Origin of the sequence: Algoriphagus yeomjeoni (genome assembly GCF_003259505.1) — a bacterium.
GTDB classification, from domain to species: Bacteria; Bacteroidota; Bacteroidia; order Cytophagales; family Cyclobacteriaceae; genus Algoriphagus; species Algoriphagus yeomjeoni.
In genome coordinates, this window is record NZ_QLLK01000001.1 from 384,635 (window position 1) to 400,639 (window position 16,005).

11 protein-coding genes are annotated in these 16,005 nt (G+C 40.9%); 4 read left to right on the forward strand and 7 right to left on the reverse strand.

What is annotated here, in order from left to right; genetic code table 11:
* Positions 1-735 (forward strand): LytR/AlgR family response regulator transcription factor, encoded by a 735-nt coding sequence (locus tag LV83_RS01610; RefSeq protein ID WP_111609767.1) that lies wholly within the window; start codon positions 1-3, stop codon positions 733-735.
* A 211-nt stretch (positions 736-946) separates the two neighbouring features.
* Positions 947-1,702 (forward strand): LytR/AlgR family response regulator transcription factor, encoded by a 756-nt coding sequence (locus LV83_RS01615; RefSeq protein WP_111609768.1) that lies wholly within the window; start codon positions 947-949, stop codon positions 1,700-1,702.
* Positions 1,703-1,805: 103 nt separating this feature from the next.
* Here the strand turns inward: LV83_RS01615 and LV83_RS01620 are convergent, their stop codons facing one another.
* From LV83_RS01620 to LV83_RS01645, 6 genes are all read right to left on the reverse strand, one after another.
* Entirely contained in the window at positions 1,806-2,027 is a 222-nt protein-coding gene (locus tag LV83_RS01620) for a hypothetical protein (protein ID WP_111609769.1), read from the reverse strand.
* 252 nt (positions 2,028-2,279) lie between these two features.
* Positions 2,280-3,626, reverse strand: coding sequence for a PhoH family protein (locus LV83_RS01625; RefSeq protein WP_111609770.1), 1,347 nt, complete (start codon positions 3,624-3,626; stop codon positions 2,280-2,282).
* 180 nt (positions 3,627-3,806) lie between these two features.
* Positions 3,807-6,746: a DEAD/DEAH box helicase gene (locus LV83_RS01630; protein WP_111609771.1), complete on the reverse strand. Its 2,940-nt coding sequence runs from the start codon at positions 6,744-6,746 to the stop codon at positions 3,807-3,809.
* 216 nt (positions 6,747-6,962) lie between these two features.
* Positions 6,963-7,595: a lipoprotein signal peptidase gene (locus tag LV83_RS01635; RefSeq protein ID WP_111609772.1), complete on the reverse strand. Its 633-nt coding sequence runs from the start codon at positions 7,593-7,595 to the stop codon at positions 6,963-6,965.
* Between the two features lie 16 nt (positions 7,596-7,611).
* Positions 7,612-10,986 carry an isoleucine--tRNA ligase gene (gene ileS, locus LV83_RS01640; RefSeq protein WP_111609773.1) on the reverse strand — a complete coding sequence of 1,125 codons (3,375 nt, stop codon included), beginning with the start codon at positions 10,984-10,986 and terminating at the stop codon, positions 7,612-7,614.
* Positions 10,987-11,298: 312 nt separating this feature from the next.
* Positions 11,299-12,411: a Fic family protein gene (locus LV83_RS01645; RefSeq protein ID WP_111609774.1), complete on the reverse strand. Its 1,113-nt coding sequence runs from the start codon at positions 12,409-12,411 to the stop codon at positions 11,299-11,301.
* Positions 12,412-12,579: 168 nt separating this feature from the next.
* On the opposite strand from LV83_RS01645, the gene LV83_RS01650 reads away from it, so the two are divergent.
* Together LV83_RS01650 and LV83_RS01655 are read left to right on the forward strand one after the other, a co-directional pair.
* Positions 12,580-13,617, forward strand: a complete 1,038-nt coding sequence (locus LV83_RS01650; protein ID WP_111609775.1) for a glycoside hydrolase family 43 protein — start codon at positions 12,580-12,582, stop codon at positions 13,615-13,617.
* Between the two features lie 177 nt (positions 13,618-13,794).
* Positions 13,795-14,505 carry a hypothetical protein gene (locus LV83_RS01655; RefSeq protein WP_111609776.1) on the forward strand — a complete coding sequence of 237 codons (711 nt, stop codon included), beginning with the start codon at positions 13,795-13,797 and terminating at the stop codon, positions 14,503-14,505.
* A 106-nt stretch (positions 14,506-14,611) separates the two neighbouring features.
* Here the strand turns inward: LV83_RS01655 and LV83_RS01660 are convergent, their stop codons facing one another.
* Positions 14,612-15,856 (reverse strand): M28 family peptidase, encoded by a 1,245-nt coding sequence (locus LV83_RS01660; protein ID WP_111609777.1) that lies wholly within the window; start codon positions 15,854-15,856, stop codon positions 14,612-14,614.
* Between the last annotated feature and the right edge of the window lie 149 nt (positions 15,857-16,005).

Genomic DNA, 16,005 nt, shown 5'->3' on the forward strand with positions numbered 1-16,005 from the left:
ATGCGAGCCATTGTAATAGATGATGAAAGATTAGCACGTAAAGAACTGATCACCCTCTTAAATCAGCTTGAAAGTGTAGATGTAGTTGGCGAAGCGGTAAATGTAGATGACGCCAAAGACAAAATTGAACAGTTGAATCCAGATGTTATCTTTTTGGATATTCAGATGCCTGAAAAAACTGGATTTGAGCTTTTGGAAGAATTGGACAATGTGCCCCATGTAATATTCACCACAGCCTATGATGAGTATGCTTTGAAAGCATTTCAGGTAAATGCACTTGATTATCTGTTGAAACCTATTGAGCCTAAACGTCTTGAAGAGGCAATCACAAAGCTTCAGGGTAAAATAGAAGGCTATTCCAAGAGTGAAGAGTCTACTTCCACTCAAAATCAAAAAAAGTTAACACTCGAAGATCAAGTTTTTGTCAAAGACGGCGATAGATGTTGGTTCGTAAGACTTTCTAATGTTCGCTTATTTGAATCAGATGGCAATTATATCAAAGTGTACTTTGATAACTTTAAACCAATGATTCACAAATCGCTTAATGCCTTGGACGAGCGCTTGGATGAAAAGTCCTTTTTTCGTGCTAGTAGAAAGCACATCATTAATCTGGGCTGGGTAGAAGGTATAGAACCATGGTTCAATGGTGGCTTAGTTGTTACTTTAAGAGGAGGTGATAGAATAGAAGTAAGCAGAAGACAAGCTGCCCGATTCAAGGAAATGATGAGCTTATAATAATTTCATATCCAATAAAAAGCATTTGATTTCAGAGATAATTTCTGTAAATAGAGGATAATTACCGTGTTAAGCAGTAAAAATTTACTTTTCACCTCAAAACGATATCTCTGTCAGCATCTTATGAAATCGAGAACTCAAAAGGAAAATAGCCTGATTGAAGGCCTTCTAGTGAGATTCCATAGGACCGTTGAAAAACAATTATAATCTTATGAAAGAAGAGCGGATATTAATCGTCGAAGACGATATCAGTATAGCAGAAAATATTCAAGAAATATTAGAGCTGCTTGGTTATGTCAATACAGACATTGCAAATTCTGCAAACCAGTGTATCAAAATCATTAAAAAATATCGCCCGGATTTGATATTTATGGATATCAAATTAAAAGGAGATAAGGATGGAATAGAACTGGGAGAAATCGTAAAACAAATGGTCGATGCACCTTTAGTTTACGTGACTTCTTATTCAGATCCCACCATCATAGAAAGAGCAAAAAGGATAAATCCAGCTGGGTTTATAGTAAAACCATTCAATACCAATGACATTCATGCCATTGTCGAGATTGTTCTCTATAACAAACGTACCAAACCATCCACTGAAACTGCGGCAGTCAGTACTAGCAGCGATAGCCCGTTTTTGGTGACCGATGCCGTTTTTATCAAAGCAGACAATGCGTTTGAACGAGTATCTTATGAGGATATCTATTATGTGGAGGCAAATGGAAATATGGTCACTATTTTCACAAAAAATAGAGATTATAATATTCGTAAATCCATGAAGGAAATTGAGGAGATTCTTCCTTCACAACTATTCTTAAGAGTACAAAAATCCTTCATTGTTCACCTAGGACAAATAGATAGCTTCAATACCAAAGAAATCACCCTTCGCTCTGGAGCTATGGTGCAAGTAGGTAGACAGTATTACAATAGTTTTCTGGCAAAATTGAGTACTATTACAGAAAGTTAGAAAAACAAAAAGGTGGGTTAGTACCCACCTCTTTCGATTAACCAATCAACCAAATCTACCCTTACGAGTATTTATTGTATGGGAATTTCACCCAGTTAGCTTATCAAAGGACCGTAGCATCGGTCCTTATTTTTTTGAATTCAAAGGCATTTTCAGTGTCTGAATTTGAGTTGATGCCGTTATTGTAAGTTGGTTCAGTATATTCAATAAGGGCAGTATGCTGAGCAAGATTTGTTTCTACTTTAGCTTTCCAAACAATGGTAATTGCCATTACGAAGCCCAATGCAGCACAAATGTTTTTTTGGGAAAATAGTGAAGTAATCATGGCAGTAATAAGTTGGTTTAATTTCTATACCAGCTATATTCCAAAAAATGACCCAAAATGAAAAATGGCCTCTAAATGCTTCTAGAGGCCATTTCTTATATTCGTACTGAACGATACTGAACACTGGTTCCTCGGGTACGGACAAATTATCGTACAAAAGGAGGTTACAATCTTAAAGGAAATTAAGAGGGGATTTTAAAGTATGTTCGGATTAATCGTTTCTTATTATAATCGAAATGAAAAGTTGCTCAATTAGAGAAGTTCATTCGCCAGATTCGCCAACTCAGATCTTTCTCCTTTCTCTAGTTTGATATGCGCATAGAGCGGATGATCCTTCACGCGGTCTATCAGATAGGATAAGCCATTCGACTGTGAATCTAAGTACGGCGTATCGATCTGGAACACGTCTCCAGTGAAGATGATCTTGGTGTTTTCCCCAGCTCTGGAAATAATCGTTTTGATCTCGTGCGGAGTAAGGTTCTGCGCTTCATCCACGATAAAGAAGATATTCGAAAGAGAACGGCCACGGATATAAGCCAATGGCTGTATCACCAGCTTTTCTTGATTTACCAGCTCAGTGATCTTCTGGAATTCCTTATCGGTCTCCTTGTATTGGTTTTGGATGAACTTCAAATTATCCCAAAGCGGCTCCATGTATGGATTCAGCTTGGATTTGATGTCTCCCGGCAAATAGCCGATGTCCTTATTGCTCAACGGAACAATCGGTCGGGCTAAGAAAATTTGCTTGTATTCTCTTCTTTGCTCCAATGCTCCGGCCAAAGCAAGTAAAGTTTTCCCTGTCCCAGCAACGCCTTGAATTGAAACTAAGCGGATATTAGGATTGGTAATCGCATGAAGTGCGAAAGTTTGCTCCGCATTTTTTGGCTTGATATTATAGGCTAATTTCTTATCCACCCGTTCCAAGACGCTTTCCTCGGAATTGTAATAAGCCAACACAGAGTTCTTGTCGCTTTTTAAAATATAATAAGCATTGGACTTTCTCTTTCGAGTCCCCAAGACAGTTTTCGCCTCTACATATCCCTGGTCATAAAGCTTGTTGATATGCTCAGGGTCAATATTATCAAGTATATATTTTCCTGTATTTTCAAGCTCTACTATGTTCTTGATTTTCCCAGTCTCGTAATCTTCAGCAAGTAAATCAATTGATTTGGCCTTTAGGCGAAGATTTATATCCTTACTTACCAAGATTACTTTTCTGCCTTTTTCGTGCTGTTTTAGATACAAGGCGCAGTTTAGAATCTTGTGATCATTCTTTTCTTCACCAAAAATCTCGTTTGCATTAATCTGATTCTCCGGATTCATCAGCACCCTAAAATTCCCCCTGGTCTTCCCATTCAATGGAGTCCAATTGTGAATCATATGATCCTGCGAAAGTTTATCCAGCAATCGGATGAATTCCCGGGCCTCAAAATTCTTGGTGTCATTGCCTTTCTTGAATTGATCAAGTTCCTCCAGCACCGTGATCGGGATGACCACATCGTGCTCGGCAAAGTTCATAATGGAGTTGTGTGCGTAAAGGATCACCGAAGTATCCAGCACAAAGATTTTCCGATCTTTATCGGATTTGGCTCTAGGCATGCGCAGGTAGTGTAGTGGTACTATGTGATTTAATTTAGAAAAATATTTGGGCTATTGGCAAAGTTTCAATAAGAATTTATGGTTAATTAAATGTGATCATTATCTATGCGGTTGACTATCAATCCAATAAAAAAAGGGCGGAATTTGTGGTTCCGCCCTTTTTGTAAAAATCCGAATTTTTTATTCCAATAACGCGGCAATATCGTCTTGCCCCAAACTCTTCATAAAGCTTTCTTCTGTATTTATTAGCTCGCCAGCGAGAGCCAGCTTACGATCCTGAAGCGCCATGATTTTTTCTTCCACAGATCCTCTGGTGATAAATTTATAGATGATGACCTTGTTTTCTTGTCCGATTCTATGTGCTCGGTCAATTGCCTGAGCTTCCACAGCAGGATTCCACCAAGGGTCAAGCAAGAATACATATTCTGCTTTCGTAAGGTTCAAACCTACTCCACCAGCTTTTAAGGAAATCAGGAAGACCTTTATGTCTTCATTTTCTTGGAATTTTTCTACTTGCGCCTGACGATCTTTTGTGGTACCGTCGAGGTAAGCATAAGGAATTCCTTGCACTTCCAAATATTCTTTTACAATAGCCAAGTGTCTTACAAACTGGCTGAAGACAAGCACTTTATGCCCCTCTGAAATGGTGGATTGAAGCATGTAAGTTACATCTTCAAGTTTACCAGATTCTCCTTCATAGTCATCTCTGACTAGTTTCGGGTGATTAGCAATCTGACGGAGTTGAGTCAATCCACGTAGCAAGGTGAATTGCTGGTTATTACGTCCGGTGCTCTGGATATCCGAGATGATCTTCTCACGATAGTAGCTTTTCACTTCTTCATAGACTTCCTCTTGCGCAGCAGTCATGTCTGAATACTTGACGTTCGTGATCTTTTCTGGGAGATCAGTAGCTACCTGAGATTTTAGTCTCCTTAGAATAAAAGGCTTGATCATCGCATGTAGCTTGGAGGATTTTTCCATATCTCCTTGCTTTTCGATTGGCAAAAGAAACTGCTTCTTAAAGGTATTCTGATTGCCAAGTAATCCTGGATTGATGAAATTCATCTGCGACCAAAGATCCATTGTGCTATTTTCCACAGGAGTACCTGTCAAAATCAACTTTTGCTTACTCTTTAGCTGATTAACAGCTGCTGCTATATTACTACTAGGATTTTTAATGGCTTGAGATTCATCCAAAATGATATAGTTGAAGTAAAATCCTTTCAAGACTTCTATATCCAATCTGGTAATGCCATAGGAGGTCAACACCAAATCATAATCACCAAATCTCCAAGGATCTTTGATACGCTGCGTCCCGGAATATACCAGGATTTTCAGATCTGGTGTAAACTTCCTAGCCTCCAATTCCCAGTTATAAATCAGGGAAGTTGGCATCACCAAGAGTGAAGTCAAACCTGGGTTTTCTTCCATCTCATGGGCCAGCAAGGCTAGTGTCTGAACAGTTTTACCCAGACCCATATCATCCGCTAGACAGCCACCAAACTTAAATTCATTTAAGAATCGAAGCCAATTATACCCTGCATGCTGGTAAGGGCGAAGAGTTCCATCAAAACCACTTGGCAGATCATATTCTTCGATTGATTCGAAATCTCGCAATCTCTCCAGCTTCCTACTCAAGGTAACTTGGACAAGATTCCCGATCTCCATCTCTCTGGCAAGTGCCAAATGATGCTTGCGCAAGACCATGGTGTTTTCATCTCCACGGTCTTCCATAAAGTTGAAGAGTTCAGAATAATCCACAAACCAAGAGGCAGGAATCACAGCAATTTCTCCGTTTGGCAATTCGAATTCTGCTTTGCCTTGAAGCAATAGCTTTCGCAGCTTCGCAAAAGGAACCAAGTAAATTCCAAATTTGATTAGTGCTTTGACATCAAACCAATCAATGTTTTCATTGACTTCGATTGATATCTGAGCTTTTCCGATATTATAAATTTTGCCCTTAGCATTGGGCTTCTGGACGATTTTGATTTTCTCTATGTCGAGGAAGTCTTCGTTTTCACCGATCCATTCAAAGGCTTCGGTTTTAGGTAAAGCATCTTTACCCATTTTGAATTCTAGACCTTTGTCACGAAGCATTTTTAAGTAGGCTTTCTCCTTTTGCGTGCTTCGAATAGTCTTATAGAATGTATAGCTATCGTCTCCTTCTTCCAGTCGTACGGAAGCCCCATGCTTCTCCGAACTAGGCGTCTGAACTGGGAAATCAATATTCCCGTACTTAAATCGAAGCTCAAAAACGATCTTGTCCTCTTCCAGTTTTTCTCCATCCTCTCCAAAGAGATTCTTTCCGCCTCCTCCAGGGAGATCAGAGATGTTGATAAAAACCTCCGGAGTGCCACGTTCAATATGGATATCAAATCCAACTGACTCCACATCAAACTGAGAAATAAGATTAGCCATAAAACCTTTATAATAGCTTGGCTCAATTCTCTTATCGATAACGATGAATTTCTTATTTAAAAACGCCTTTAGTTTCTTTCCGTCAATCCCCTTTTCGAAGTGAAAAAGTTGCCCATTTACAACAAGCCAACCTGGTTCATTACTGATGAAATAGCCATTTTTATATTGCCAATCTAGCTTTTCTCCCTTGTATTTGATGGTAGGCCAGTAATGCGTGTTTTCTTCATTTTTATGAAAATGAAATAATACACTGGCCCGCTCAGCATTTACAATAATCTCTTTCCACACTGGATTTCCATCACTTCCCATTTCGAAAAGTCGCTTTCCGATGAGCAAGGGCATTATTTTCGAACGCTTCTTCTCAATCACCTCTTCTATTAAATCCTGCGTCTTTTTATCTTCCGTTTTAGGGTCAAAAATCTTCTCTAAGTATTGTTTTGGCCGGATATTTCCACGTTTGATAAAAGGCTTTACTACCACTTCAGGATTCATAGAATCCATGATTTTTATCAAATCATAATCCGTCTTATTCAAACCAGCGTCAAATTCACTCGCGTTTGCGGAGCTGATATTTTGATAGGCTAAAGAAAGTCTGCCTTGAGGGTCGATCTGAACTACAAAAGATTCAATAAGAAGTCCCAAAGACTCGTGGCTGTAAATAGAATAAACTATCTGAAAGGGCTTATCAGCATCTACTATCATATTATTGTCGGAAGGACATAACTTCTATATAATTGGGGTTAAGCAAAAGAAGTCAAGTCGGGGTTAAGGATCCCAAAAAAGGGGAAAGCAAGTTGAAAATTACAAAAAATACAGCTCAATTACTTGATTTATGGCAATTATCTGGCTGAAAACATGAAAATCCTTCAAAATCACCAAAAATGATATTGAAGGATTCTTGATAAATGGGGTAAGTTTTTACTCAGAAATATGGTCTACTTCTTCTTTCTTTGGTGAGTTAGAGATTTCTGCTTTTTCAGGAAAAAACCTTCCTTGGAAGATCAGAATCATAGCTACACCCACAAATATTGCTGCATCTGCCACATTGAAAATAGGCCAAAGGGCAGTGTAACTACCTCCCCAAACTGGCAGCCATTCTGGTAGATAGCCTTCCCAGATATCGAAATAGAACATATCCACTACCTGACCATGAAACCATGGAGTTGAAGCATTATAAGGAGCATTATTTAACCAAACTCCATAAAATACAGAGTCAACTAAATTACCTATTGCTCCTCCTAAGATCATCGCTATACATACTATATATAAGCTAGGTTGTTTTTTCTCAATGATATGAAATAGGTAATATCCGATCCCACACATCGCCACTAATCGAAACGAAGTCAGTAGCAACTTACCATAGTCAGAGCCCAGTTCCATTCCGAAAGCCATGCCCGGATTGGTCGTGTAGTGCAGCTTAAACCAATCGCCGAAAATCGGAATCTGCCCGGGTGAACCAAAATCCATCTGGAAATGAACCAGCATTTTCACTGCTTGATCTATCAGAATTACCAATAAAGCGATGCCGAAGTATTTCAGGTATTTATTCATTATATACGTTTTGCTGTTAAGCTTTTTCTACCAAAACAGCCAGTTCAAAATCATCCATATCAAGCACAGTAGCTCCATCCAACGTAGAAGAAAGCTCCAGGTTTAACGCTTGTACCTCGGTTTGGATATATTCTCCGAAAGACTCCAGAGCATTTTTCACCAATTCATTATCGTCAGCTACTTTCACAGAAATCTTATCTTGTACTTCTAGTCCCATATCCTTACGTAGATTCTGAATACGGTTTACAAGATCTCTGGCTACACCTTCTTGCTTCAGTTCATCAGAAAGTGTCACATCAAGTGCTACTGTTACGCCTTGATCAGAAGCGACAGACCAGCCAGGAATGTCCTGAGAAGTGATCAACACTTCTTCCAAGAGCAGCTCCAGGCTTTCGCCTTCCACATCCACAGAGATTTTTCCTTCTCGCTCGATTTCAGCGATTTCGGCTTGCTCCCATTTATTGATCGCTGATACGACAAAACGCATTTTCGGCCCTAGTTTTTTACCTAGAACAGGAAGATTAGGCTTCACATTTTTCACCAAAATACCGGAAGCATCATCGATGAATTCGATATCTTTGATGTTCACTTCAGACTTGATTAATTCAGCCAAATGCTCGATCTGAGCCTTCGTCTTTTCTTTTAAGATAGGGATCAAGATGCGTTGCAAAGGCTGACGAACTTTCATCTTCTCTTTCTTTCTAAGCGAGTGAACCAAAGAAGAAATCGTCTGAGCTAAGTCCATACTTTCTTCCAAATCTTTATTGATCAACCCAGCATCGGCAGCCACCCAATCAGTCAAATGCACAGAAGCTTTTGCGTCAGCCCCTGACTCGGTCAAGTTTTGATACAACCAATCTGCATAGAATGGAGCAAAAGATGACATCAACTGAGAAAGTGTAAGAAGAGACTCGTAAAGCGTTTCGTAAGCCGCTTGCTTATCTGCATTCATATCGCCTCTCCAGAATCTCTTTCTTGCCAGTCGTACGTACCAATTAGAAAGCTGATCGACCGTGAAACTCATGATCGCACGAGTCGCTTTAGTAGCATCGTAATTATCCATTGCTTCTTCGACTTCACTGATCAAAGACTGAAGTTTGGACACGATCCACTGATCTAGCTCAGCACGCTCAGCTACTGGAATCGCTTTGGATTTGTCATAGACAAAAGCATCGAGATTCGCATAAAGCGCAAAGAAATTATAAGTGTTCTGAAGTGTGCCAAAGAAGCGACGCTGTACCTCAGTGACTCCATCCAGATTGAATTTCAAATTATCCCAAGGATTGGCATTGCTCAGCATGTACCAACGCACGGCATCTGGACCATATTCGCTTAAGGTTTTGAAAGGATCCACCGCATTGCCCAGTCGCTTGGACATTTTGTTGCCGTTTTTGTCTAAGACAAGTCCGTTAGCAATCACATTTTTGAAAGCCACGCTATCAAATAGCATCACGGAAATCGCATGCAGCGTGAAGAACCAGCCGCGTGTCTGATCCACACCTTCGGCGATGTAATCTGCCGGATAGTTTGCATTGAAAATATCTTCGTTTTCAAATGGATAATGCCACTGCGCATAAGGCATAGCTCCCGAATCAAACCATACATCGATCAAATCTGATTCACGCTTCATTTTCTCTCCTTTCGGAGAAACCAAAATCACATCATCTACATAGGGACGGTGAAGGTCCAGTTCCTTGCCTTCGTATGGAGATTTCTCCATAAAGCCTTTCGCGATAGATTCCTCAATCGCTTGCTCGAGCTCAGCGATAGATCCTATGCAACGCTCCTCTGTTCCATCTTCAGTTCTCCAGATAGGTAGCGGCGTGCCCCAGAAACGGGATCTACTCAAGTTCCAATCCACCAAATTCTCTAGCCAATTGCCAAAACGACCAGTACCAGTAGCCTCAGGCTTCCAGTTGATCGTCTTATTCAGCTCAACTAACCTATCCTTGTAAGCGGTGGTTTTGATAAACCAGCTATCCATCGGATAGTAAAGCACCGGCTTATCAGTTCTCCAGCAGTGTGGATAACTGTGCTCGTATTTCTCTACCTTGAAGGCCTTATTTTCATTTTTCAAGATGATCGAGATTATCACGTCGGTGCTCTTAAAGTCCGCTGCGTTCTCATCATCCTCGGTATAGTTTTTCACATAGAAATCATCCGCACCGTACTTTTTGTGGGCTGTGATCGCATGTTCGGCTACTTTTTCTACCAAATATTCACCAACGATCGAAATGAATTTCCCTTGCTTATCCACAATCGGAAGATCCTTCCCTTGCTCGTCCTTCACAAAGACACCAGGTACATTATTCTGCGCCAAAGTTCTAAAGTCATCCGCACCGAAAGCTTTCGCCAGGTGAACGATTCCAGTACCATCTTCTGTAGTCACATAGTCGCCGGAAACGACCGTGAAAGCTGGGTGTGCAAGTGCCAAACCAGCTATCGGGAACAGTTGCTCATATTCCCAGCCTAGCATAGTCTTTCCTTTGAATTCTTCGATTACTTCAAAAGGAATCAATTTGTCACCGCCCTTGTAATCTTCCAATTTCAGCTCAGCAGCTTTTAGATTCAGATAGGCATTCATTCTGGCTTTCGCCAAAATCACCGTGCAAGGATCGTAGGTATACGGGTTGAAAGTTTTCACTTTCACATAATCCAAGTTTTCACCGATCGCCAAAGCTGAGTTGGCAGGCAAAGTCCAAGGCGTAGTCGTCCAAGCTAGGATATAGGTATTTTCCTCACCTTTCAGCTTGAACTGAGCTGTGATGGAAGTGTCTTTTACGTCTTTGTAGGTACCTGGCTGATTCAGTTCGTGCGAACTTAAACCTGTTCCCGCAGCTGGAGAATAAGGTTGAATCGTATAGCCTTTGTAGATCAGATCTTTCTCGTAAAGCTTCTTCAACAAGCTCCAAACTGACTCTATGTACTTCGGCTCAAAAGTGATGTAAGGATCATCCAAATCAACCCAATAGCCGATTTTCTCAGTCATTTCGTCCCATTGATCCTTGAATCGCATGACCGTCTCACGACACTTTTGGTTGTATTCTTCCACGGAAATCTTCTTTCCGATATCTTCCTTCGTGATACCCAACTCCTTCTCTACCTGTAGCTCCACAGGTAAGCCGTGCGTATCCCAACCGCCCTTACGCTTCACTTGGAAACCTTGAAGCGTTTTGTAGCGACAGAAAACATCCTTAATGGCTCGTGCCATCACGTGGTGAATTCCCGGAGTACCATTTGCCGAAGGGGGACCCTCGAAAAAAGTAAATGTCTCCGCACCGTCACGGTTGGCTACTGATTGCTCGAAAATCTGGTTTTCTTTCCAGTACTTCAATACAGATTCCCCGATTTCGGGATAATCCACTTGTTTAAATTCCTGATATGTCTTCACTGTATCCTTTCTTAAGGGCAAGTAGGTGATAATTCAATTCTAACTGGCCGTATTCCCACCCCTGAACGGAGGTAAGCTTATTTAGGCTGTTCTTTTATTGCTTTTCAAGAGTCTACACCCTCAAAAGCAGGCACAAAGATAGGAGAAATCCCCCTTTTTGAGCGGGTCAATTGGAAAAAATGGAAGGAATGTCTTACAAGCCAGCTAATAAACACTAAGAACCTCTTACATCAATAACTCATTTTACATCCTGAATCTTGATTCTAGACTCTTGGCTATACCATCTTGATACTTATCTCTTGCTACTTGCTACTAATTTTCAAGTTTCAACTCATAGCTCACACTTCTTCCACCACCCTGTGGTATAAACACTCCTAATTCCGTCAAAGTCTGTAGATCGCGAGTCGCAGTAGCTTTGGATGCCTTGGTGATCGCAATGTATTTTTTAGCTGTCATTCCACCTTCAAAACCTGCAGGTCCTTCAGCTAGCATACGGTTGATGGCTTTCGTTTGTCGATCGTTGAATAAATCTTTGTAATGGTCAAAAAACTTGACTTTCTGTAAGGTGAAATTGATCAATAGCTCTGCGCTTTGCTGTGCATGCAGGACAGTATCGGCAAAATAGTCCAACCAATCCGTGATCTCATTGGAGCGTTGGCCACCTTTGAGCGCAGCGTAATACTCGTTTTTCTTCTCCTCAATAGTGCTCGAAAGACTGATCAAGGTCGCATGACCCAGACCCTGATGTAGCGCCTTTTCTGCCAAAGCACGACCTATACGACCATTTCCATCCTCAAATGGGTGAATTGTTTCAAAGTATAAATGCGTGATCGCAGATCGGATCAGCGGATTGTTAATCTCCTTGGTATTGCCCGGAGCAGTTCCATTAAACCATAAAATAAAGGCATTCATTTCTGAAGGAACCTGCTTCGAAGGGGGAGCTTCGAAATGCACAATTTCTTTCCCGATAGCCCCTGAAACAACTTGCATAGGCGAAGAATCTGCTCGCCATTGACCAGCGCGTACATAGCGATTCCCTTCCATGAGCAGCTCATGGCAGTCAAAAAGCATTTCTTCAGTCAAGTCTTCAGCAAATTCCGATCGGACCTTGATCATCAGCTTGGCAATGCCTTTTGCACGCTGATCTCTTACAAGTAAGGGTTGCTCCTCATGGATTCCCAGATTCTTTTTGATAGAAGACATTACGTCTGGGCGACTAAGAAACTCCCCTTCGATCTCGGAGGTTTTAATTGCTTCCATTACCATCATTTCTAGTAGAAGCTCAGTTTGATTTCCCTCGGACAAACCGGTTACTACACCAGAGATTTGTCCTGATTTCATGAGAAAATCGAGCAGTATTTTTCCAGACTTACCTTCGTGATAAGTAAATTTTGGCCAATCCGACTGTTCCCAGTTATAACTCATGAGCCGAATATACAACTTATTCGGCTCAAAAAATTCAAAATTATGAGCCGAATAGAATCGATAATCGGCTCATGGCTAATAAAACCTCCAAAAATGCCCAATTTTCCGTCATCGGCATTATCCTCTCGCTGTCAGTTTGTAAATTTCAAAATCACTCAAGCTATTTAGATGAAAACGAGAATTACTCTATACACTTTAGCATCATGCCTAGCTTTTGCATGCGCTGCTCCAAAAGAAACCAAAGTAGAAGAAGAAGCCCCAAAACTCTCTGGAAACCCCATTTTTGAAGGCTGGTATGCCGATCCTGAAGGAATTGTGTTTGGTGACGAATACTGGGTTTACCCAACTTTCTCTGCGGGCTACACTGATCAATTGCACTTCGATGCTTTTTCATCCAAAGACTTGGTGACCTGGGAAAAGCATGCAAATATCCTTGATACAGCTGCGATCAAGTGGGCGAGGCAAGCGATGTGGGCTCCAGCCGCAATCGAGAAAGACGGAAAATATTACCTTTTCTTTTCCGCTAACGATATCCAGCGTCCAAGCCGTCAGGGATGGGATCCAAATAATGATATCAATCACTTCGGCGGACTGGGTGTAGCAGTAGCTGATTCGCCTGGTGGACCTTTCAAAGACCATCTTGGTAAGCCTTTGCTTTCTGAGTTTTACAACGATGCACAGCCTATCGACCAGTTTGTTTTTAAGGACACCGATGGCACCTATTACATGCTGTACGGAGGCTGGAGCCACTGTAACATTGGGAAGTTAAATGCTGATTTCACAGGTTTTGAGCCTTGGGAAGATGGTGAGCTTTTCCATGAAATCACGCCTGAAGGATACGTAGAAGGGCCTTTTGTATTTATCCGTGAAGGAAAATACTACTTCATGTGGTCTGAAGGTGGCTGGACAAATACCAGCTATAAAGTCGCCTATGCGATGGCGGACACAATCACTGGGCCATGGGATCGAATTGACACCATCTTAGAGTCTGATACAACTGTTGCGATGGGAGCAGGTCACAATTCGGTGATTCAAAAGCCTGGAAGTGATGATTGGTACATGGTCTATCACCGCAGACCGATTCCAAATGAAGGAAGAGATCATCGTGTAACGGCAATTGATGTAATGGAATTCAACGAAGATGGAACGATCAAGCCTATAAAAATGACCTTCGAAGGAGTGGAGGCAAATCCGATCCTAGAGTAACTAAATAGCGCAAACTTAATTCCCAAATCCAGATGTTTCAACGCATCTGGATTTTTCTTTTTACAACAATAAAAATCTATATTTAAACAACTGAAAGCCAACTATTCAAGTGATTATTCTTTAATAAATCAATTCTATTTTAAGTCTTTCTTAGCAGTCAATTTTGAATAGTTATCTATGAAAATTTTTCCAAAACTCCATTTGTGGTTAATTCTGCCATTTCTTATCACCTTAATAGGTTTTTATGGCTACTGGACAGGTTTTAAAACTGCGCCGTTTCACTGGCATTTACACGGCCTTTCTGCCACCTTGTGGTATGTATGCTTGATTATTCAGCCATGGCTTTATCACAATCGACCCATTCAGGTTCATAGAAAAGTAGGAATGTTTTCTTTGCTGGTAGCAGGATTTGTCATCGCATCTGCTGTCAATATGATTCTAGTAAGCTTACCTAACATGAGTGAATTCTCACCGCTTTATCCAGTCAGATACAGTCTCGCTTTTGTTGATCTGATTTCAATAACTGGATTTACCTTATCTGTGGTCCTTGCCATTGCAAATGCAAAAGATACTCAGTCGCATGCCCGATGGATGATCTCAACGGTATTTTGGGTTTTAGCTCCAGGAACAGTGCGTTTTTCATTTATTCCTCTCGGTGCAATATTTCAGCCGAAAGAATTTTCTGACTTCCCATTTGCCTGGACGGATGTATTCATCTGGAATCAGGTTTTAATTATTTTGATTATTCTTTTTCTCATGGTTAAAGATTACCGGAAACAACAGAAAATCTATTTTTCCTACGCTTTAACCTTAGTAGCAACTATTCTTTTTATTCCTATAATTAATGGCTTAAAAGACGCAGCTTGGCTAAGGTCATTTTTTGACTGAAAGGGAAAGCTTACCATAAAAAAACAGCCCTGAAATTAATTTTCAGGGCTGTTTTGATTTCATTGACAAGTCTCTTTTAACTAGAAAATAGGATCTAATCAACTTATCATAATACCACTTTCACTTCTTTTTTGGCACCATTCCTTTCATAGCCAAGAAGTACTTCATCGCCTTTTTGGAAAGAGCTCAATGCCCGCATATAACTCATCATATCCACAATAGTAGAGTCGCCCATCTGCACCACCACATCTCCTTTCATCAATCCAGCAGCCTGTGCTGGTTTGTCCTCAGACACACCATCGATTCGCATGCCTTTGCCATCGTATAAGTAATCAGGCACAACTCCCAAGGAAACAGTAAACCTTGGAGAATCGCCAGAACTATCTTTTGTTTTAGTGAAGGCAAGCTTAGGCTCAGTGTCCAATTGGTCAATTAAGCGAGCTATGTATTTTACCACAAGCAATAACCCATCGTAATTGATCAATTCGGAATCATCCGAAGGCTTGTGATAATCTTCATGCTGACCGGTGAAAAAGTGAAGAACTGGCAAATCTTGCAGGTAAAAAGAAGTGTGATCTGAAGGACCAACACCTGACTCTGAAGTGACCAATTTCAAGCTATCAGCATTCGCCAAATCTAATGAAGGGACAAAACTTGGGCTAGTTCCCACGCCATTGATCGCCAGCGTTTTCTCAGCATTCAATCGACCCACCATGTCCATATTGATCATGTAATTGACTTGTGTAAGATCGATCGTAGGGTTTTTCACGAAATAATTCGAACCCCAAAGACCATTTTCCTCACCTGAGAAAGCAATAAACAGAAAGTTGCTTTTGTGCTCCTCATGTTGCAGAATTCTCGCCAAAGCTACCAAAGCAGCCGTACCGCTGGCATTGTCATCTGCTCCATTGTGAATAGCAGAATCACCGCGATGAAGTGAACCTTGTCCCCCCATTCCCAAGTGATCAAAGTGCGCTCCGATGACGATAGTATTTTCAGATTTGTTATCGATAAAGCCGATCACATTTCTTCCTGTCACACCTTCTCCATCCGTTCCGATTACGGCTTCCTCATGAGGATTAGTTGGCTTTGATACGGTGAAAGGCTGAAAATATTCCTCCGTTCCTTTGGGAATAAGACCGATTTCTTTGAATTCAACTGCAAGATAGTCCGCAGCTTTTTGCTCGCCGTCTGTGCCAATCGCTCGACCACCTAGATCATCTGCAGCTAGAAAGGTCACATCTTCTTTCAGTCCAGCTTTTAGGCTTTCATCCGTTGGAACAGTATCACAACTCCAAGTAAGCAATGCTGCTGCAACGGCAGTAAGTGAATATTTAGACAGAAATTTCATTTATTGATTAGTATTTTTATTTGGCTACAAGCAATCTCGCAATTAATAAGCTTCTGATTACTGGTCGCATGAGAACCGCTCGATTTCATGCTTTTTATCATATTTCGTCAAAGATAATAAATGGTAACTTTGCGCAGCAATTCTAAAAA